Annotated in this window: 11 protein-coding genes; 2 read left to right on the top strand and 9 right to left on the bottom strand. The window is 72.8% G+C overall.

Features of this window, described 5'->3' with window-relative positions:
• Window positions 1–4: 4 nt before the first annotated feature.
• From ACZ51D_RS04050 to ACZ51D_RS04020, 7 genes are all read right to left on the bottom strand, one after another.
• Window positions 5–1,228, bottom strand: coding sequence for an acetate kinase (locus tag ACZ51D_RS04050; RefSeq protein ID WP_465617670.1), 1,224 nt, complete (start codon window positions 1,226–1,228; stop codon window positions 5–7).
• Complete coding sequence (gene pta, locus ACZ51D_RS04045; RefSeq protein WP_465617672.1) at window positions 1,225–3,384, bottom strand: phosphate acetyltransferase; 2,160 nt, start codon at window positions 3,382–3,384, stop codon at window positions 1,225–1,227. The genes ACZ51D_RS04050 and pta overlap by 4 nt, the downstream gene beginning before the upstream one ends.
• Before the next feature lie 132 nt (window positions 3,385–3,516).
• Window positions 3,517–4,191 (bottom strand): hypothetical protein, encoded by a 675-nt coding sequence (locus tag ACZ51D_RS04040; protein ID WP_465617674.1) that lies wholly within the window; start codon window positions 4,189–4,191, stop codon window positions 3,517–3,519.
• Between the two features lie 46 nt (window positions 4,192–4,237).
• Window positions 4,238–6,628 (bottom strand): 1,4-alpha-glucan branching protein GlgB, encoded by a 2,391-nt coding sequence (gene glgB, locus ACZ51D_RS04035; protein WP_465661120.1) that lies wholly within the window; start codon window positions 6,626–6,628, stop codon window positions 4,238–4,240.
• Between the two features lie 75 nt (window positions 6,629–6,703).
• Complete coding sequence (locus ACZ51D_RS04030; RefSeq protein WP_465617678.1) at window positions 6,704–8,194, bottom strand: maltokinase N-terminal cap-like domain-containing protein; 1,491 nt, start codon at window positions 8,192–8,194, stop codon at window positions 6,704–6,706.
• A 252-nt stretch (window positions 8,195–8,446) separates the two neighbouring features.
• A complete protein-coding gene (treS, locus tag ACZ51D_RS04025) occupies window positions 8,447–10,171 on the bottom strand; it encodes a maltose alpha-D-glucosyltransferase (protein WP_360498703.1) in 1,725 nt (574 codons plus the stop codon).
• Window positions 10,168–12,123: an alpha-1,4-glucan--maltose-1-phosphate maltosyltransferase gene (locus tag ACZ51D_RS04020; protein ID WP_465617785.1), complete on the bottom strand. Its 1,956-nt coding sequence runs from the start codon at window positions 12,121–12,123 to the stop codon at window positions 10,168–10,170. The genes treS and ACZ51D_RS04020 overlap by 4 nt, the downstream gene beginning before the upstream one ends.
• A 1,140-nt stretch (window positions 12,124–13,263) precedes the next feature.
• Between ACZ51D_RS04020 and glgP the strand changes: the two genes are divergently transcribed.
• Together glgP and ACZ51D_RS04010 are read left to right on the top strand one after the other, a co-directional pair.
• Window positions 13,264–15,966: an alpha-glucan family phosphorylase gene (glgP, locus tag ACZ51D_RS04015; RefSeq protein ID WP_465617680.1), complete on the top strand. Its 2,703-nt coding sequence runs from the start codon at window positions 13,264–13,266 to the stop codon at window positions 15,964–15,966.
• Window positions 15,967–16,046: 80 nt separating this feature from the next.
• Window positions 16,047–16,529 carry a hypothetical protein gene (locus ACZ51D_RS04010; protein ID WP_465617682.1) on the top strand — a complete coding sequence of 161 codons (483 nt, stop codon included), beginning with the start codon at window positions 16,047–16,049 and terminating at the stop codon, window positions 16,527–16,529.
• Between the two features lie 101 nt (window positions 16,530–16,630).
• Here ACZ51D_RS04010 and ACZ51D_RS04005 read toward each other — a convergent pair whose 3' ends face one another.
• Window positions 16,631–18,532 (bottom strand): ABC transporter ATP-binding protein, encoded by a 1,902-nt coding sequence (locus ACZ51D_RS04005; RefSeq protein WP_465617684.1) that lies wholly within the window; start codon window positions 18,530–18,532, stop codon window positions 16,631–16,633.
• Window positions 18,529–20,349, bottom strand: a complete 1,821-nt coding sequence (locus tag ACZ51D_RS04000; protein WP_465661118.1) for an ABC transporter ATP-binding protein — start codon at window positions 20,347–20,349, stop codon at window positions 18,529–18,531. Before ACZ51D_RS04000 ends, ACZ51D_RS04005 begins: the two co-directional genes overlap by 4 nt.
• Window positions 20,350–20,402: the final 53 nt, after the last annotated feature.

Genomic DNA, 20,402 nt, shown 5'->3' with positions numbered 1-20,402 from the left:
CGTGTCATTCCTCGGACTGTCGGTGTTCCCGGTACACCAGCGCGAAGGCCTGCCGGGCGATCTCCAGCTCCTCGTCGGTGGGCACCACGGCGACCGTCACCCGGGCGTACGCGGGCGAGATGATCCGGGCCTCGCGGGAGCGCACCGAGTTCAGCTCCGGGTCCACGGCGATGCCCAGTTCGTCCAGCCCCGCGGTGGCCGCCGCGCGCACCGGCGCCGCGTTCTCCCCGACGCCCGCGGTGAACGCGATCGCGTCCACCCGGCCGAGCACCGCGTAGTAGCCGCCGATGTACTTGCGCAGCCGGTGGATGTAGGTGTCGAAGGCGAGCTTCGCGTCCGCGTCGCCCTCGTCGGCGCGGCGCATGATCTCGCGCATGTCGTTCTCGCCGCACAGACCGCGCAGGCCGCTGCGGCGGTTGAGCAGGTCGTCGATCCCGTCGATCGACAGTCCGCCGACCCGGTGCAGGTGGAACACCACGCCGGCGTCGATGTCGCCCGAGCGGGTACCCATGACCAGGCCCTCCAGCGGGGTGAGGCCCATCGAGGTGTCCACGCAGCGGCCGCCGCCGACCGCCGAGGCGGAGGCCCCGTTGCCCAGGTGCAGCACGATCACGTTGACCTCGGCCGGATCCTTGCCGAGCAGCCGGGCGGTGGCCCGCGAGACGTACTGGTGCGAGGTGCCGTGGAAGCCGTAGCGGCGCACCCGGTGCTGGTCGGCGACGTCCTTGTCGATCGCGTACCGGGCCGCGAACTCGGGCATCGAGGCGTGGAAGGCGGTGTCGAACACGGCCACCTGCGGCAGGTCGGGGCGCAGTGCCCGGGCCACCTCGATGCCGGTGATGTTGGCCGGGTTGTGCAGCGGCGCGACCGGGATCAGCCGGCGGATCTCCTTGAGCACCTCGTCGGTGATCACGGTCGGCTCGGTGAACCGCAGGCCGCCGTGCACCACCCGGTGGCCGATCGCGGCCAGTTCGGGGGAGTCCAGCCCGAGGCCGTCGGCGGCCAGTTCCTCGGCGACGGCCTTCAGCGCGGCGGCGTGGTCGGGGAAGACCTGCGCGGCCTCGCGCGGCTCACCCCCGCGCGGGGTGTGCACCAGGCGGCCGGCGCCCTCGCCGATCCGCTCGACCAGCCCGGCGGCCAGCCGGGCTCCGTCCAGCATGTCGATCAGCTGGTACTTCACCGACGAGGATCCGGCGTTCAGAACCAGAACGCGGGTGCCTTCACTCATGCGCCGGGCTCCTTGTGGTCCTGGGACTGGATGGCGGTGATCGCGACGGTGTTGACGATGTCCTCGACCAGCGCGCCGCGCGAGAGGTCGTTGACGGGCTTGCGCAGCCCCTGCAGCACCGGGCCGACCGCGACCGCGCCGGCCGAGCGCTGGACGGCCTTGTAGGTGTTGTTGCCGGTGTTGAGGTCCGGGAAGATCAGCACGGTCGCCCGCCCGGCCACCGGCGAGCCCGGCAGCTTGGTGGCCGCGACGTGCTCGTCCACCGCCGCGTCGTACTGGATCGGGCCCTCCACCAGGATGTCCGGCCGCAGCTCGCGGACGAGCTCGGTGGCCTTGCGCACCTTGTCGACGTCCGCGCCGGAGCCGGAGGTGCCGGTGGAGTACGAGAGCATCGCGACCCGTGGCTCCACCCCGAACTGGGCGGCGGTGGTGGCGGCCTGGATGGCGATGTCGGCCAGCTGCTGGGCGTCCGGGTCGGGGTTGACCGCGCAGTCGCCGTACACCAGCACCTTGTCGGCCAGGCACATGAAGAAGACGGAGGAGACGATCGAGGCGCCCGGCGAGGTCTTGATCACCTCGAAGGCGGGCCGGATGGTGGCCGCCGTGGAGTGCACCGCGCCGGACACCATGCCGTCCGCGATGCCCTCCTGGACCATCAGGGTGCCGAAGTAGGACACGTCGGTGACCACGTCGAGGGCCAGCTCGACCGTCATGCCCTTGTGGGCCCGCAGCTTCGCGTAGAGCTCGGCGAACTGGCGGCGCAGCGGGCTGGTGGCCGGGTCGACGATCCGGAGCTGCGCGCGGTCGGCGCCCGGCTCTCCCCCGGCCCGGCGGCCGGGAGGTGGCCCCGCCTCCGGCAGCTCGATGCCGAGCCCCGCGGCCTTGCGGCGCACCGCGTCCGGCTCGCCGAGCACGGTGAGGTCGCAGATGTTGCGGCGCAGCAGGATCTCGGCCGCGCGGAGCACCCGCTCCTCGGTGCCCTCGGGCAGCACGACGTGCCGGCGGCCGGCCCGGGCGCGCTCCAGCAGCGCGTGCTCGAACATCATCGGGGTGACCCGCTCGGACCGGCCGACCTCGATCCGATTGGTCAACTCGGCCGTGTCGACGTGCAGTTCGAACAGGCCGAGGGCGATCTCGGCCTTCCGGGGGCTGGCCGAGGTGAGCTTGCCCTCCAGGTGGGTCAGGGTGGCGGCGGTCGGCCAGCTGCCCTCGGGGACGACCGCGACCGGGGTGCCCGGGGCGAGCCGGGCGGCCAACGCCAGCACGTTCGGGCCGGGGTGCTGGCCGAGCGTCAGCAGCACGCCGGCGATCGGCGGGGCGCCGGCGGCGTGCGCGGCCAGCGAGCCGATCACCAGGTCGGCACGGTCCCCTGGGGTGACGACCAGCGCGCCCTCGGTCAGCGCGTCCAGGAAGGTCGGCAGCATCGCGCCGCCGAAGACGTAGCCGCGCACGTCCCGGGCCAGGCCGGCCGCGTCCCCGAGCAGCACCTCGGCGCCGGTCGCCTCGACCAGCTGGGCGACGGTCGGCGCGGCCAGCGCCGGCTCCTCCGGGATGACGTAGGCGGGGATCGGCAGCTTCTCGGTGAGCGTGCGCTGGATCCGCTGCTTGCCGCCGGGGGCGACCCGGTTGGCGATCATCGCCAGGGTCTCGCAGCCGAGGTCGGTGTACGCCCGGTGCGCGTTGCGCACCTCGGCGATCACGGCCTCCGGGTCCTCGGCGTGCCCGCCGACCACCGGCAGCACGGCGGCGCCGAACTCGTTGGCGAGGCGGGCGTTGAAGGCCAGCTCGTCCGGGATGTTGGTGTCGGCGAAGTCGGTGCCGAGGACCAGCACCGCCTGGCAGCGCCGCTCCATCGCGCGGAACCGGTCGACCAGGACGGAGACCAGTTCGTCCTGTCCCTGGGCGGCCTGCAGCGCGGCGGCCTCCTCGTAGGTGAGGCCGTACAGCTCGGCGCCGGGCTGGTCGATCCGGTAGCGGCCGCGCAGCAGCTCGACCACGTGGTCCGTGCCCGGCTGCCCGGGCGCGGCGGCGTGCACCAGCGGGCGGAAGACCCCGACCCGGTCCACCTGGCGGGTGAGCAGTTCCATGACCCCGAGTTCGACCGCCTGCCGGCCGTCCCCCCGGTCGATCCCGGTCACGTACACGCTGCGCGCCACGCGGATGTCTCCGTCCCGTCGTCTCGGTGGGTGGTCATCTCGACCATACCTTCGCACCCCGAACGGACGTCGGCGAGCAGAGGCGCTGAGCGGTGGCAAGCGGCCGAAGGTCACCGTGGGAGGAGTCGGAGGTCAGGGCCGGACCATGGCGAGCTCCGAGCCGGACAGCTCCACCGTCATCCCGCTGAAGTGCAGCTCCGACACGCGTCGGTCCACCAGCCAGCCGTGCGGCCGTTGCAGGAAGGTGTCGCGGCCGGGGGTCCAGCCGTCGGCGGCGAGCGCGGCCTGCAGCCGGGCCTGCACCTCGGCGGGCGACAGGCCGGTGCTGCTGCCGATCGTGAGGGTCCGGGAGCAGAAGTTCGTGCCGCAGTAGCCCTCGTCGGCGTGCTCGATGGTCACCCCGGGTGGCAGCGGCACCTCGGCGAGGCTCGGGATGAAGGGCTCGTAGACGGCGAGCTGGTAGAGGAGGGCGATGGCCGCTCCGGCGACGGCGTGAGCGCAGACCACGACGGCCGCTCCGGTCTCGGGGTCGATGCGCCCCTTCGGCCGGGGGTCGCGCAGCCGCTTCTCGCCCAGCACGCCCGCCAGGATCGCCAGGCTCGCCACGAACGGGTACCCGGCCTCCAGCTCGGCCATGGGCCGGATGAAGAACCACTCGTACTCCAGGCCCACGATGGCGGTGGCCAGGCCGGCCAGGACGGCGAAGACCGCCGCCCCGACCGCCCGGGTGCGGACCACCGCCGCCCAACAGGCGAAGGGCACCAAGAGGTAGATCCACCCCAGCACCGTCCACAGCCACATGTGCAAGCCCCCCGCCTGCTGACGATCACTCTCAGGCGGGGAGCCTAGGTGCTCAGGCCGGGCGGAGCCAGAGGGTGGCGAGCGGGGGGAGGATCAGTTCGGCGGAGCGGGGCTGGCCGTCCCACTCCACGGGGTCGGCCTTGACCGGGTGGGAGTTGCCGATGCCGCCGCCGCCGTACTCCTCGGCGTCGGTGTTCAGCACTTCCTCCCACAGCTGGTCGCGGCCGGCGAGGCGGGGCAGGCCGACCCGGCGGGCGTGCCGGACGACCGGGGAGAAGTTGCAGACCGCGACGAGCGGGGTGCCGTCGGCCGCGTAGCGGACGTAGGAGAGCAGGTTGTCGTCGGCGGCGCCGCCGTCGAGCCAGCGGAAGCCGTCCGGGGTGGTGTCCAGCTCCCACAGGGCCGGGGTGTCGAGGTAGTGCCGGTTGAGGTCGCGGACCAGGCGGCGCACCCCGAGGTGGTCCCGGTGGGCCGGCCACTGTTCGTCGAGCACCCACCACTGCGGGCCCTGCTCGTGGTCCCATTCCGCGCCTTGGGCGAACTCCTGCCCCATGTACAGCAGTTGCTTGCCCGGGTGGGACCACATGAAGCCCAGGTAGGCGCGGTGGTTGGCGCGCTGCTGCCACCAGTCGCCGGGCATCTTGGAGACCAGGGACTGCTTGCCGTGGACGACCTCGTCGTGCGAGATCGGCAGGATGTAGTTCTCCGAGTAGGCGTACACCATCGAGAAGGTGATCTCGTTGTGGTGGTACTTGCGGTGCACCGGTTCCTTGGACATGTAGACCAGGGAGTCGTGCATCCAGCCCATGTTCCACTTCAGCCCGAAGCCGAGGCCGCCGGCGTCGGTGGGGCGGGTGACCCCGTCCCAGGCGGTGGACTCCTCGGCGATGGTGATCACGCCGGGGCAGCGCCGGTAGACGGTGGCGTTCATCTCCTGCAGGAAGGAGGCAGCGTCCAGGTTCTCCCGGCCGCCGTACTGGTTGGGCGTCCAGGCGCCGCCCTCGCGGGAGTAGTCGAGGTAGAGCATCGAGGCGACGGCGTCCACCCGCAGGCCGTCGATGTGGAACTCCTCGCACCAGTAGACCGCGTTGGCGACCAGGAAGTTGCGCACCTCCTTGCGGCCGTAGTCGAACTCCAGCGTCCCCCAGTCGGGGTGCTCGGCGCGCAGCGGGTCGGCGGGCTCGTACAGCGGCTCGCCGTCGAAGCGGGCGAGCGCGAAGTCGTCCTTGGGGAAGTGCGCGGGCACCCAGTCGACGATCACGCCGATGCCGTGCCGGTGCAGGGCGTCCACCAGGTACCGGAAGTCGTCCGGCCCGCCGAGCCGGGCGGTGGGGGCGTAGTAGCCGGACACCTGGTACCCCCAGGAGCCGCCGAAGGGGTGCTCCATCACCGGCATCAACTCCACGTGGGTGAAGTTCAACTCCTGGAGGTAGCGGGGGAGTTCCTCGGCGATGGCGCGGTAGTCGGTGAGGTCCGGGCGCCAGGAGGCCAGGTGCAGCTCGTACACCGACATCGGCGCCCGGTGGTGCGTGGTGCGGGCCCGGCGGGCCATCCACTCGTCGTCCTGCCACACGTAGGCGGAGGAGGTGACCACCGAGGCGGTGCCGGGCGGGCACTGGGCGGCCCGGGCCAGCGGGTCGGCCTTGTCGAGCACCCAGCCCTGCCGGGTGTGCACCTCGTACTTGTACGTGGTGCCCTCGGCCAGGCCCGGGACGAACAGCTCCCAGATGCCGGACGAGCCGAGCGAGCGCATCGGGTGCCCGGTGCCGTCCCAGTGGTTGAACTCGCCGATCAGCCGCACCCCGGAGGCGTTCGGCGCCCAGACCGCGAACGCGGTGCCGGCCACGCCGTCGACGGTGCGCACGTGCGAGCCGAGCGCCCGCCACAGCTGCTCGTGCCGGCCCTCGGAGATCAGGTGCAGGTCCAGGTCGCCGAGCGTGGGCGGGGTGCGGTAGCCGTCCTGCTGGCGCAGCGGCTCGCCGTCCGGGTAGGTCACCAGCAGGGAGTAGTCGGGCAGTTCGCGGCCGGCCACCAGGCCGGTGAACAAGCCGCCCTGCTGGTGGGTGAGTTCGGCCGGGCCCTGGGGGGTCTCGACGACCACCCGCTCGGCGAACGGGCGCAGCACCCGGATCGCCGTGCCGCCGTGCACCGGGTGCGCGCCGAGCAGCGCGTGCGGGTCGTGGTGGTGCCCGCTCACCAACCGGTCCACCTCGGACGGCGGCAGCGGCGCCTCGGGCAGGCGCAGGACTGTGATTCGCCCGCTCGCCTCCGGGCGCTCTTGATCCGGCGCCGACGGTCGGCGCTCCGTCGCTCCTGCGTCGCTCCCTCGCTTCTCCCTTTCGGCGTCGGCGCGCCCTTCGGCTCGGGGCAGGTCGGAGGCGCCGGCCAGGAAGGTGGCCGGAACTGTGCGGTTGGGGCGGCCGGTCGGGTCGAGCGGCGTCACGGCGTGGTCCTCCTGCGGCGGGGGGTGGGCGAACTCGTGGCGGGCGGGCGGGCGGGCGGGACGGGGAACGCGGGGTCAGACGGACAGGGCGAGCCGGTTGATCGCGGCCAGCGGGATCGGCAGCCAGCTCGGCCGGTGCCGGGCCTCGTACACCACCTCGTACACCGCCTTGTCGATCTCCAGCGCCCGCATCAGCTCCGGCGAGGCGGCCGGGTCGGCGCCGCCCCCGGCGGTGTAGCCGGCGCAGAAGGCGGTGCGGTTGCGCTGAGCCCAGGCGGCGGCGAGATGGGCCAGTTCCGGGTCGACCGGGCCGCCGGCCAGCAGGTGGGCGGCCGCGTAGTCGAAGGACCGGAGCATCGCGGCGACGTCGCGCAGGGCGGGCTGCGGTTCGCGGCGCTCGTTGACCGACTTGGCCGGCTCGCCCTCGAAGTCCAGCAGCACCCAGCCGTGCGGGGTCCGCATCGCCTGCCCGAGGTGCAGGTCGCCGTGGATGCGCTGGACCGGCAGGCCGTCCGGGTGGGCGTCGGCGAGCTGTTGGAAGGCGGCGCGCAGCGCGGACCGGAAGCGCAGTAGTCCGGGGACGGCGGCGACGGCGCTGTCCAGCCGGTCGGCCATCGTGGTGGCCAGCCGACCGGTCTGGGCGCGGTCGAGCCGGGCGACCGGCATCGAGCGGGCCAGTACCCGGTGCACCTCGGCGGTGGCCCGGCCGAGCCGGTGCGCCTCGATGGCGAAGTTGCCGGGGGAGCGGTCGCCCTTGAGCCGGCCGACCTGGTCGAGGGCGAGTTCCCAGCCGTCCTCGGCGTCCGGCAGGTAGCGCTGGAGCAGGCCGAGGGTGGCGGGTTCGGCGCGTTCCATCCGGCTCTCGAACCAGGCGGCGACCCGGGGGATGCGGGTGGAGCCGGCCCGGGAGAGGGCGAGCGAGAGTTCGAGGTCGGGGTTGGTGCCGGGGTGGATGCGGCGGAACAGCTTGAGGATGTACGAGGTGCCGAAGATGACCGAGCTGTTGGACTGCTCGGCGGTGGAGGCGCGGCCGGGGAGGTTGGCGGGCAGACCGGAGCCGGGGGTGCGGCGGAAGGACAGCGAGCCGAAGCGGTCACCGGTGGCGAGGTGCTCCAGCAGGCGCCCGGTGAGTTCGGCGTCGTGTACCGCGTCGTAGAGGGTCGCGCCGTCGTACGGGCCCTGGCTGAGTCGGCCGAGCACCGCGCCGGGCCCGATGTCCCCGAGCCCCTGGGAGCGGATGCCGAGCAGCAGCTGGTAGATGTCGCCGTGCGGGGCGCCGGCCGTGGTGGCGTGCTCGACCCGTAGCAGCAGGTGCAGCAGGGCCGGGTCGCCGACCTGCAGCGGGGTGCCGACCACCGGCGTGAGGCCGGTGATGGGCCGTCCCTTCCCGGCGTACCAGCGCTGGGTGGGCAGCCACGCGGCGATCAGCGGCAGTGCTGCCTGGACGAGCTCGCTGACCCCCAGGGTGGTTCTCCGGGCCCCGGAGCCCCGCGCGCCGGTCGGCGCGGTGGAGCCGGCCGGGGCGTCGTGCTGCACATGGGCTTGAGAGCGGGAGGTTTCGGACATGACTCCCTTTCCCCGGAAGCACGCGGACTGCCCGACGGGTCGTGGCCGGGTCCGTCAGTCTTCCGGATTTCGGCGGCGCGGCGGTCGCGGCACGCGAGTTTGGCTCGGGTGTCACGCCTTCGTGTGGGTGGCCGTTGGGCTGTTCTCCGTACGCGGTGGTGCAGAGAACTCCGGGGGCGCTGGGGTTCAACTGGCGCCCCCGGAGGGTCTGGTGGTGCTGACGTGGTGCGTGCGGCGAGGCGCGGCGGATCGTTACTTCGACCGCCTGGTCCCGCTCAGGCGCGGGGGCTGCCGGAGCTGGAACCAGTAGAAGCCGTGCCCGGCCAGGGTGAGCAGGTAGGGCCACTCACCGATCGACGGGAAGCGCACCCCGCCGATCAGCTCGACCGGGTACCGCCCGCCGTACTGCCGCAGGTCCAGCTCGGTCGGCTGCGCGAACCGCGAGAAGTTGTTCACGCACATGACCAGGTCCCCCTCGTACTCGCGCACGAAGGCCAGCACGGCGGGGTTGCTGGACGGCAGTTCGGCGTAGCTGCCGAGGCCGAACGCCGGATTGAGCTTGCGGATCTCGATCATGCGACGCGTCCAGTGCAGCAGCGAACTCGAACTGCTCTGCTGCGCCTCGACGTTGGTCACCTGGTAGCCGTACACCGGGTCCATGATGGGCGGCAGACTGAGCCTGCCCGGGTCGGCGGAGGAGAAACCCGCGTTGCGGTCCGGGGTCCACTGCATCGGCGTGCGCACGCCGTCCCGGTCGCCGAGCCAGATGTTGTCGCCCATGCCGATCTCGTCCCCGTAGTAGAGGACCGGCGAGCCGGGCAGGGAGAACAGCAGGGCGGTGAACAGCTCGATCTGGTTGCGGTCGTTCTCCAGCAGCGGGGCGAGCCGGCGGCGGATGCCCACGTTGGCGCGCATCCGGGGGTCCTTGGCGTACTCCGCGTACATGTAGTCGCGCTCCTCGTCGGTGACCATCTCCAGGGTCAGCTCGTCGTGGTTGCGCAGGAAGATGCCCCACTGGCAGCCGTTGGGGATCTGCGGGGTCTTGGAGAGGATCTCGGACACCGGGTAGCGGGACTCGCGGCGCACCGCCATGAAGATCCGCGGCATCACGGGGAAGTGGAACGCCATGTGGCACTCGTCGCCGCCCGAGGTGAAGTCGCCGAAGTAGTCGACGACGTCCTCCGGCCACTGGTTGGCCTCGGCGAGCAGCACGGTGTCGGGGTAGTCGGCGTCGATCTCCTTGCGGACCCGCTTGAGGAACTCGTGGGTCTCCGACAGGTTCTCGCAGTTGGTGCCCTCGCGGGCGAAGAGGTACGGCACCGCGTCCAGCCGGAAGCCGTCGATGCCGAGGTCGAGCCAGAACCGCAGCCCGGCGATCATCTCGTCCTGGACCCGGGGGTTGTCGTAGTTGAGGTCCGGCTGGTGCGAGAAGAAGCGGTGCCAGTAGTACTGCTTGCGGACCGGGTCGTAGGTCCAGTTGGAGGTCTCGGTGTCGACGAAGATGATCCGGGCGTCCGGGTACTGCTTGTCGTCGTCGGCCCACATGTAGAAGTCGCCGTACGGCCCGTCCGGGTCCGTCCGGGAGGCCTGGAACCACGGGTGCTGGTCGCTGGTGTGGTTCATGACGAAGTCGATGATGATGCGCATGCCGCGGGCGTGCGCGGCGTCGACGAACTCCATGAAGTCGGCGAGGTCGCCGAACTCCGGCAGCACCGAGGTGTAGTCGGACACGTCGTACCCGCCGTCGCGCAGCGGCGAGGCGAAGAACGGGGGGAGCCAGAGGCAGTCGATCCCGAGCCACTGGAGGTAGTCGAGCTTGGCCGTGAGCCCCTTGAGGTCCCCGACCCCGTCGCCGTTGCTGTCCTGGAAGGACCGCACCAGCACCTCGTAGAAGACCGCACGCTTGAACCACTCGGGGTCGAGCTTCTTCTTGGAGGTCTCGGGGAAGGTGTCGGGGACGGGCTCGTTCACTGTCACGCTGGGTTCCTCCGAACCGTGAGGAGGTGAGCCGGCTCGGCTGAGGGATCGAGCCGGACGTAGTTGCGCCGGCCCCAGGTGTAGACGGCGCCGGTGAGCTCGTCGTGCACCGCGTACGGGCCGTCGCCGTCGAGCGTGACGGTGGCCTCCTGCACGTGGTGCGGGTCGAGGTTCACCACGGTGATGACCTGGTCGGTGAGGCCCTCGGGGGTGGTCGCGGTCTTGGAGTAGGCGAGCACCTGGTCGTTGTCGGTGGGGTGGAAGCGCAGGTCGCGCAGCTGCTGCAGGGCGGGGTGGCGCCGGCGCAGCCGGTTCAGCACGGTCAGCAGCGGGGCGAGGGTGTCGGTGCGGTTCCAGTCGCGCGGGCGCAGCTCGTACTTCTCCGAGTGCAGGTACTCCTCGGAGCCCGGGTGGGCCGGCTCGTTCTCGTACAGCTCGTAGCCGGCGTAGACGCCGTAGCTGGGGGAGAGGGTGGCGGCGAGCACGGCGCGGATCGCGAAGGCGGCGCGGCCGCCGTGCTGCAGGTAGGCGTGCAGGATGTCCGGGGTGTTGGCGAAGAAGTTGGGGCGCATGTAGGCGGCCGCGTCACCGGTGAGCTCGGTGAGGTACTCGGTGAGTTCCTGCTTGGTGGTGCGCCAGGTGAAGTACGTGTACGACTGGTGGAAACCGATCTTCGCCAGGGTGTGCATCATCGCCGGGCGGGTGAAGGCCTCCGCCAGGAACACGACATCCGGGTCGGTTCGGGCGATGTCGGCGAGCACCTTCTCCCAGAACAGCACCGGTTTGGTGTGCGGGTTGTCGACCCGGAAGATCCGCACGCCGTGGGACATCCAGAATCGGAGGAGCCTGAGGGTTTCCTTGACGATTCCATCCATGTCCTGATCGAAGTTGATCGGATAGATGTCCTGGTACTTCTTCGGCGGGTTCTCGGCGTAGGCGATGGTGCCGTCCGCGCGGTGGCTGAACCATTCCGGATGCTTGTTCACCCAGGGGTGGTCGGGGGAGCACTGGAGGGCGAAGTCGAGCGCCACCTCCAGGTGCAGCGCCTGGGCCTCGGCGACGAAGTGGTCGAAGTCCTCGATGGTGCCGAGGTCGGGGTGGACCGCGTCGTGGCCGCCCTCGGGGGAGCCGATAGCCCAGGGCGAGCCGACGTCGTGCGGACCGGTCGTCAGGGTGTTGTCCGGGCCCTTGCGGAAGGCTCGGCCGATCGGGTGGACCGGCGGCAGGTAGACCACGTCGAAGCCCATCGCGGCGATGGCGGGCAGCCGTTCGGCGGCGGTGCGCAGGGTGCCCGGGCGCGGCGCCTCGACGCCGCTCGGGTCCACCGCGGCGCCCTCCGAGCGGGGGAAGAACTCGTACCAGGAGCCGAACAGCGCGCGCTCCCGGTCCACCTGCAGCGGCAGCGGGCGGGAGGCGCTCAGCAGTTCGCGCAGCGGGTGACGGGCCAGCAGCTCCAGCACCTCGGGGGCCAGGGCGGCGGCCAGCCGGGACAGCGGCGGCATGGTCGAGTCGCGCAGCGCGTCGGCGGCGGCCAGGACGTCGGCGCGGCCCTCCTTCTTCGGCACGCCGGCCGCGGCCTGCTCGAACAGCCGGGCGCCCTCCTCCAGGACCAGCGCGGTGTCGATCCCGGCGGGCAGCTTCACCGAGGCGGTCCTGCGCCAGGTGGCGATCGGGTCGCTCCACGCCTCCACCAGGTACGACCAGCGGCCGGGCGCGGTCGGCGTGACGTACGCGCCCCAGCGGTCGGTGCCCTCGGCGAGCTCGCGCATCGGCGTCCAGGGGCCGCTGCGGCCGCGCGGGTCGCGCAGCACCACGTTGGCGTTGACGGCGTCGTGGCCCTCGCGGAAGACGGTCGCGGTGACCAGGAAGGTCTCGCCGGCGACCGCCTTGGCCGGGCGGCGGCCGGCGTCGACGAGGGGACTGACGTCCAGGACGGGGATGCGGCCGATCACGGTGTCGCTCTCTGTCTTGCGGGCGGAGGGCTTGGCAGCGGACTTGGCAGCGGGTTTGGCGGCACCCTTCGCGGCGGTCGCCTTCGGGGCGGTCGCTTTCGCAGCGGTCGCCTTCGGAGCGGCCGCCTTCTTCGCGGCGGTCGTCCGGCGCGGTGCGGGGTCGGCCCCGTCGCCGGCCTTCGGGGTGGCGGCCGACGCGGTGGCGGTGGTGCGGCGCGTGGTGGTGCGCCTGCGGGGTGCCGCGGTCCGGTCCTCCTCGGCCCCGGGTTGTGGGGCCGCTGCGGAGGGCTGTACCGCTGAGGGCTGTGCTGCTGAGGGCTGCTCTGCGGGGGGTTGGGATTCGGAGGATCCGGTACGGACCGCCCCGGCCGCCCTGGGTGCGGGCATCGCCGGATCTGTCCGAGTGTCAGAATCCATCCGTCCGGCGGATTCCGCGACCGCTGTGTCGAGGGTTTCGGCCACAGGTGTGGACTGGTCCCGCGTGTCGCCGTGCATGCCAAGCTCCTGCCCGAGATCGGCGGCAGCTCCCGCGGGCCGGGGTCGGGCCAGGGGAGTACCGGGAGGACTGCTGGGTGGGGAGGACGTGCGACCGGAGCCTGCCCGCGCCGCTGTCCCCGGCAACCTGCCCGGCGCCCGCCGAGTCGGTGGCGGGACGCCCCGGAGCCCGTGCGCGTCCCGGCGCGCGCCTCCGGGGGCACGCCCCCGGGCGGCCCGGTCCACCCGTGAACGAGCAGGCCGGGCACAAGGACACGCGTCGACGAGCGGTGATCGCCGAATGGGCTAAAGCGGACGGGAACAGCCAACGCGAAAAAGGATTCGGACGTGCTGCTTCGAGGGGGACGCCACCCGTCGCCGTACTCCCCACAGCATCAACGACCTTCGGTCATCCTCGCATCGGCGACAAGGTTTTTGCACCGGTACGACAGGAGTTTCGGACCTTCTCCCGAGCGGATGCGCCATCGGAAATGGATTCGTACCGCAGAGTTCACGTATTGGTAGCGCGGCCCCCGGAAAAGTGCGCCTCGCGCGCCCCCCGTGCAGACCAATGCGCCGAATGCGATCTCATCAATAGGCCGAACGGATGCCCAATAGCCCACTTGACGCACTGTCGGGCCGACCGCCGCGGCTACGCTTCACGCCGTGAAGGCAATCCGCAGATTCACCGTCCGCACCGTCCTGCCCGAACAACTCCAGCCGTTGCACGAGCTGGCCCTCAACCTGCGCTGGTCCTGGCACCCCGAGACCAGGGACCTCTTCCGGTCCGTGGACCCGGAGGTCTGGGCCGCGACCGGCGAGGACCCGGTGCGCCTGCTCGGGGAGGTCCCGGCCGCCCGGCTCGCCGCGCTCGCCGCCGACCGGCGGTTCCTGCGCAGACTCGGCGACCTCGCCGACGACCTGCGCGACTACCTGACCGGCCCGCGCTGGTACCAGGCCCGGCAGCAGGAGACCGGGGCCGCCCCACTGCCCGCCGCGATCGCCTACTTCTCGCCCGAGTACGGCATCGCCGCCGCGCTGCCCCAGTACTCCGGCGGGCTCGGCATCCTGGCCGGCGACCACCTCAAGGCCGCCAGCGACCTCGGCGTCCCGATCATCGGCGTCGGGCTGTTCTACCGGCACGGCTACTTCCGGCAGTCCCTCGGCCGGGACGGCTGGCAGCAGGAGCGCTACCCGCTGCTGGACCCGGACGAGCTCGCCGTCAGCCCGCTCCGGGAACCCGACGGCACCCCCAGCCGGGTCGACCTCGTCCTGCCCGGCGGCCGCACCCTGGCCGCCCGGATCTGGAAGGCCCAGGTCGGGCGGGTGCCACTGCTGCTGCTCGACTCCGACATCGAGGCCAACTCGCCCGCCGAGCGCGACGTCACCGACCGGCTGTACGGCGGCGGCAGCGAGCACCGGCTGCTCCAGGAGATGCTGCTCGGCATCGGCGGCGTACGGGCGGTGCGCGCCTACTGCCGGCTCACCGGGCACCCCGCCCCCGAGGTCTTCCACACCAACGAGGGCCACGCCGGCTTCCTCGGCGTCGAACGGATCCGCGAGCTGGTCGCCGAGGATGCGGCCGGCCTCGACTTCGCCGCCGCCCTGGAGTCCGTCCGGGCCGGCACCCTCTTCACCACCCACACGCCCGTCCCGGCCGGCATCGACCGCTTCGACCGCGAGCTGGTCGCCCGCCACTTCGGCGGCGACACCGCGCTGCCCGGCGTCCCGGTCGACCAGGTGCTCGCGCTCGGCGCCGAGACCTGGCGCGGCGGGGACCCGAAACTGTTCAACATGGCCGCCATGGGCCTGCGGCTCGCCCAGCGCGCCAACGGGGTCTCCACCCTGCACGGCGAGGTCAGCCGCTCGATGTTCAACGGCCTCTGGCCCGGTTTCGACCCCTCCGAGGTGCCGATCACCTCGGTCACCAACGGCGTGCACGCCGCCACCTGGATCGACCCGGCGGTGGTCCGGCTCGGCGCCGCCGGGATCGGCGCCGAGCGCGCCGAGGAGGCGATGACCACCGGCGAGGCCACCCGCTGGACCGGCCTGGAGGCGATCGGCAACACCGAGATCTGGGACCTGCGCCGCACCCTGCGCGCCCAGCTGGTGGACGAGGCCCGCCGCCGGCTGCGCGCCTCCTGGCACCAGCGCGGGGCCGGCGAGGCCGAGCTCGGCTGGGTCTCCTCGGTGCTCGACCCCGACGTGCTCACCATCGGCTTCGCCCGCCGGGTGCCCTCGTACAAGCGGCTCACCCTGATGCTGCGCGACCCGGAGCGGCTGCGCGCCATGCTGCTGCACCCCACCCGGCCGGTGCAGATCGTGGTGGCCGGCAAGGCTCACCCGGCCGACGACGGCGGCAAGCGGCTGATCCAGCAGATGGTCGCCTTCGCCGACGACCCGGCCGTCCGGCACCGGATCGTCTTCCTGCCGGACTACGACATGGCGATGGCCCGGCACCTCTACCCGGGCTGCGACGTCTGGCTCAACAACCCGCTGCGCCCGCTGGAGGCCTGCGGCACCTCCGGGATGAAGGCCGCGCTCAACGGCTGCCTCAACCTGTCCGTCCTGGACGGCTGGTGGGACGAGTGGTACGACGGCCGCAACGGCTGGGCGATCCCCACCGCCGACGAGAGCGGCGGGGTGCCCGACCCGGACAGCGGCGAGGCCGAGCGGCGCGACGACATCGAGGCGGCCGCCCTCTACGACCTGATCGAGGACCAGGTCGCCGCCCGGTTCTACGACCGGGACGCGGACGGGCTGCCGCACCACTGGATCGCCATGGTCCGGCACACCCTGGTCACCCTCGGGCCCAAGGTGCTCGCCGGGCGGATGGTCCGCGAGTACGTCGAACGGCTGTACGCCCCGGCGGCGCTGGCCCAGCGGGAGCTGGCGGCGGGCGGGCGCGCGGCGGGCGAGCGCCCGGAGGTGAGCGGGCGAATCACCGCGCGGGAGCTGGCGGGGTGGAAGGCGAAGGTCCGGGAGGCCTGGTCGGCCGTCCGGGTCGAGCACGTCGAGGCGGACTGCCCGGCCGAGGCCCAGGAGCTGGGCAGCTCGCTGGCGCTGCGGGTGCAGGTCGCGCTCGGCACGCTGGATCCGGATGACGTCGAGGTCCAGGTGGTCTCCGGCCGGGTGGACGAGTCGGACGGCATCTCGGACGCCTGCCTGCTCGCCCTCAAACCGGTCGGCGGGCCCGACCTCGACGGCCGCACCCGCTACGAGGGCGCGCTGGAGCTGTGCCGGACCGGCCCGTTCGGCTACACGGTCCGCGTGCTGCCCGCGCACCCGCGGCTGGCCTCCCCGGCCGAGCTCGGGCTGGTCGCCCTGCCGGCCGAGTCGGCCGGGATGGACGCGGGGCTGCTGCGCTGACGGCGCGCCGGATGACTGCCGCCCGTCCGCCACGGACGGCAGTCATCCGGTTGCCCCGCGTGTCGGGCGGGGGGAGCGTGATGCTCCTGATGCGAACCGTCCGCGCGGCCGCCCTCGCCGCGCTCTCCGTCGTCCTCGTGGCGTGGCCGGCCCAGGCCGCCACCGGCCCGCTCGCGGCGCCCCCGGCGACCGCGCGGCTGTCCGTCGAACTCTGCCCGCCGCAGGGCCCGGTGGTCCCGGGCGAGACCGGGATCCTGGAGGTGCAGGTCACCAACCGGGGCCCGGCGGCCACCAGCGACACGACCCAGGTGGTCGTGCACTTCCCGTCGCCGGGCGTGGTGCAGTCGGCCGACCCGCCGGTCACCCTGACCTACTTCGGCACCGGCAGCTCCTACGGGATCCCGGCCGGCCTCGACGCGACCTTCATCGACCCGGCCGTGGTGATCGACCCGGCGGCCGTCGCCGGGCAGGTGCTGCCCGGCGGAACGCTGGACGTGGTGGCCGCGCAGGAGGACTGCCCCTCGCCCGACTGGCACACCGCCTACGCGGTGACCGTGGACTGACGGTTCCACCGGGGGGCGGCCCGGCCGGGTGCGTAACGGCGCACCCGGACGGGCACATTCATGGGTCGGGGACCGGGTCCCCTCGGACCGGCCGGGTCCCCTCAGACCAGGCTGTCCCGCCAGGCCCGGTGGAGGGTGGCGAAGCGGCCGGCGCCGTCGATCAGCTCCTGCGGGGAGCCGTCCTCCACGATCCGGCCCTGGTCCATCACCAGGACGCGGTCGGCGATCTCCACGGTGGAGAGGCGGTGCGCGATGATCACCGCCGTCCGGCCGGCCAGCACCGTGCGCATCGCCCGCTGGACGGCCTGCTCGCCCGGAACGTCCAGGGAACTGGTCGCCTCGTCCAGGATCAGCACCGCCGGGTCGGCCAGCAGGGCGCGGGCGAAGGCCACCAGTTGGCGCTGGCCGGCCGAGATCCGGCCGCCGCGCTTGCGCACGTCGGTGTCGAAGCCGTCCGGCAGCTCGGCGATGAACCCGTACGCGCCGATGTCACGGGCGGCCTGTTCGACCTCCTCGCGGGTGGCGCCGGGGCGGCCGATCGCGATGTTCTCGGCGACGGTGCCGGAGAACAGGAAGGACTCCTGGGTCACCATCACCACCCCGCGCCGCAGCTCGGGGGTGGCCAGCTCGCGCAGGTCCACGCCGTCCAGCCGGATCCGGCCGTCGCTCGGGTCGTAGAAGCGGGCCAGCAGCTTGGCGAGCGTCGACTTGCCCGCGCCCGTCGCGCCGACCACCGCGACCGTCTGCCCGGCCGGGATCAGCAGGTCGAAGGGCGCCAGCACCTCCCTGCCGGTGGGGTAGGCGAAGCGGGTCCGCTCGAAGGACACCTCCCGGCCCTTGACCGTGATTCGCCCGCTCGCGGCCTGCGGCAGCTCCTTCGGCTCGGCCGGTTCGGCGACGGTCGGCTCGTGGGCGAGCAGGCCGGCGATCTTCTCCAGCGCGGCGGCGGCCGACTGGTAGCTGTTCAGGAACATCGCCAGCTGGTCGATCGGGTCGTAGAGGCGGCGCAGGTAGAGCACGAAGGCGGTGAGCGCGCCCACCTCCAGCGTGTCGTCCACGACCAGGTAGGCGCCGAACAGCACCACGCCGGTGACCCACAGGTTGGCGGTGGCCCGGGAGAGGCCGACGTAGCGGGCGATCTCCAGCAGGCCGTCCGCGGTCGCGGTGGCGGACTGCCGGTTGACCAGCGCGAACGCGGCGTCGTTGGCCTTCTCGCGGCGGAAGGCCTGCACCGGGCGGATGCCGTTCATCGTCTCGGTGAAGCGGACGATCAGCGAGGCGGCCGAGGTGCGGGAGCGGCGGTAGACCCGGCGCGAGCGGCTGCGGAAGGAACGGGCGATCAGGGCCAGCGGCACGGCCGACACCAGCGAGACCAGGCCGAGCCGCCAGTCCAGCACCAGCAGGAGCACCGAGATGTAGCAGACCGACAGGAAGACCGTCAGCAGCTCCTGCAGACCCTCGGAGAGCAGCTCGCGCAGCGCGTCGATGTCGCTGGTCGCCCGGGAGATGATCCGGCCCGAGGTGTAGCGCTCGTGGAAGTCCAGGCTCAGCCGCTGGGCGTGCCGGAAGATCCGGCCGCGCAGCTCCAGCAGGATGTCCTGGTTGACCCGGGCGCTGATCTTGATGAACGCCCACTGCAGCACCGGGCTGAGCAGCGCGCAGAACAGGTACGCGGCGATGACCGCGACGAGCGGGCCGGAGTCGTGCTCGCGCAGCGCCGGGATGGCGCGGTCCATGGCCACCGCGACCAGCAGCGGGCCGGACTGCAGGGCGGCCTGCTGGACCAGGATCACCACCATCGCGACGGTGATCCGGGCCCGGTGCGGGCCGAGCAGCGAGCGCAGCAGCGCCCGGGGCGCGCCGGGCGGGACGGGGATGTCCTCCTCGTCGGCCGGGGGCGGGGGCAGTTCCTCCTCGGCGGACCGGGCGGCCTTCGTGGGATCGGCCGTCGCGGGCTCGCCCTTCGCGGGGTCGGCCTTCGTGGGATCGGCGGTCGTGGTCACGGGGCTGCACTTCCTTCGGGCACGAGGGCGGCCTCGCCCGACATCAGTTCGCGGTAGTGCGCGCAGTCGCGCAGCAGCTCCTGGTGGGTGCCGACGGCCTCGATCCGGCCGTCCGCCAGCACCGCGACCCGGTCCGCGAGCAGCACGGTGCTGGGGCGGTGGGCGACCACCAGGGCGGTGGTGGTGCCGAGGACCTCGCGCAGTGCCCGCTCGACCAGGGCCTCGGTGTGCACGTCCAGGGCGGAGAGCGGGTCGTCCAGCACCAGGAAGGCCGGGTCGCCGACCACTGCGCGGGCCAGCGCGAGGCGCTGGCGCTGTCCGCCGGACAGGCTCAGGCCCTGCTCGCCGACCTCGGTGTCCGCGCCCTCGGGGAGCTTGTCCACGAAGCCGGCCTGGGCGGTGGCGAGCGCGGAGCGCAGCTGCTCCCCGCTCGCGCCCGGGGCGCCCATCAGGACGTTCTCCCGGACGGTGGCGGAGAACAGGGTGGGCTCCTCGAAGGCGACCGCGACGAGTTCGCGCAGCCGCTCCCGGGGCAGGTCGCGCAGGTCCCGGCCGTCCAGCGTGATGGTGCCGGCGGTGGCCTCGTACAGCCGGGGGAGCAGCGCGGTGAGCGTGGTCTTGCCGCTGCCGGTGGCGCCGACCAGGGCCATCGTCTCGCCGCTGCGGATGTGCAGGTCGATGCCGGTCAGCAGGTCGGGGCTGCCGGCCGGGGCGTCGGGGTAGCGGAAGCGGACGCCGGTGAAGCGGATGCCGTCCCGGGCGCCGAGCCCGGTGGCGGTGCCCGGGTCCGGGGTGTCCGGCTCGTCCAGCACCTCGAAGAAGCGGTCGGTGGCGGTGGCGGCCTCGTTGGCGTAGGCGAGCAGCCAGCCGAGCGACTCCACCGGCCAGCGCAGTGCGAGCGCGGTGGAGAGGAAGGCGACCAGGGCGCCCGCGCTCAGCTCGTCGTGGGCGACCAGGTAGGCGCCGGCGGCGAGGGCGCAGCCGAGGGCGATCTCGGGCAGACCGATGATGACGGACCAGAGGTTGGCGAGCAGGTGGGCCTTGTGCAGCTCGGTGCGGCGCAGCTCCTGGGACTGGGCGCGGAAGCGCTCGGCCATCGAGCGGTGACGGCCGAAGGCCTTGAGGATCCGGATGCCGAGGACGGACTCCTCGACCACGGTGGCGAGGTCGCCGTTCTGGTCCTGGGCGAGGCGGGAGGCGCCGGAGTAGCCGGACTCGAAGCGCCGGGTGAGCAGGAACAGCGGGACGACGGGCACCAGGGCGATCAGCGCGAGCCGCCAGTCCTGGGTGAACATCACCACCGCGCCGGCCAGGAACATCACCGAGTTGACGATCAGGAAGACCAACGGGAAGGCCAGGAACAGCCGCATGGTGTACATGTCCGCGGTGGCCCGGGAGAGCAGCTGGCCGGAGCCCCAGCGGTCGTGGAAGGAGACCGGCAGCCGCTGGAGCTTGGCGAAGAGGTCGCCGCGCATGGCCGTCTCCAGCCCGGCCAGCGGGCGGGCCAGCACCACCCGGCGGGTGTAGAAGAGTCCGGCCTCGAAGAGCCCAAGGAGCAGCAGCAGGCCGACCAGCGGCCGGAGGGCGGCCAGGTCGTGCGTGGCGAGCGGACCGTCCACGATCCGGCCGAGGAGCACCGGGACGGCGAGCGTGCTCAGCATGCCGAGCGTGGCGGCCGTCACCGAGACGGCCAGCCGGCCGCGGACGGCGCGCGCGTACGGCCACAGGCGCAGCAGCGAGCGGACCGTGGAGCGGGGGCGCGCGGTCACGGTCCCGTCGGCGGGCGGGTTGTCGGTGTCATGTCGGTTCTCGGCCATCGCGGTGAGGGTAGGCGGAGAGGCCGTCACTTCTCATCCGGTTTTTCGCCCCT

Source organism: Kitasatospora sp. NPDC033851, from assembly GCF_055576085.1.
This window is presented reverse-complemented; position numbering and strand designations above follow the sequence as displayed.

Coding starts and splice junctions, on each gene's coding strand:
- ACZ51D_RS04000 (WP_465661118.1), bottom strand. CDS start 20,349: ATGGCCGAGAACCGACATGACACCGACAACCCGCCCGCCGACGGGACC.
- ACZ51D_RS04010 (WP_465617682.1), top strand. CDS start 16,047: ATGCTCCTGATGCGAACCGTCCGCGCGGCCGCCCTCGCCGCGCTCTCC.
- ACZ51D_RS04050 (WP_465617670.1), bottom strand. CDS start 1,228: ATGAGTGAAGGCACCCGCGTTCTGGTTCTGAACGCCGGATCCTCGTCG.
- ACZ51D_RS04030 (WP_465617678.1), bottom strand. CDS start 8,194: ATGTCCGAAACCTCCCGCTCTCAAGCCCATGTGCAGCACGACGCCCCG.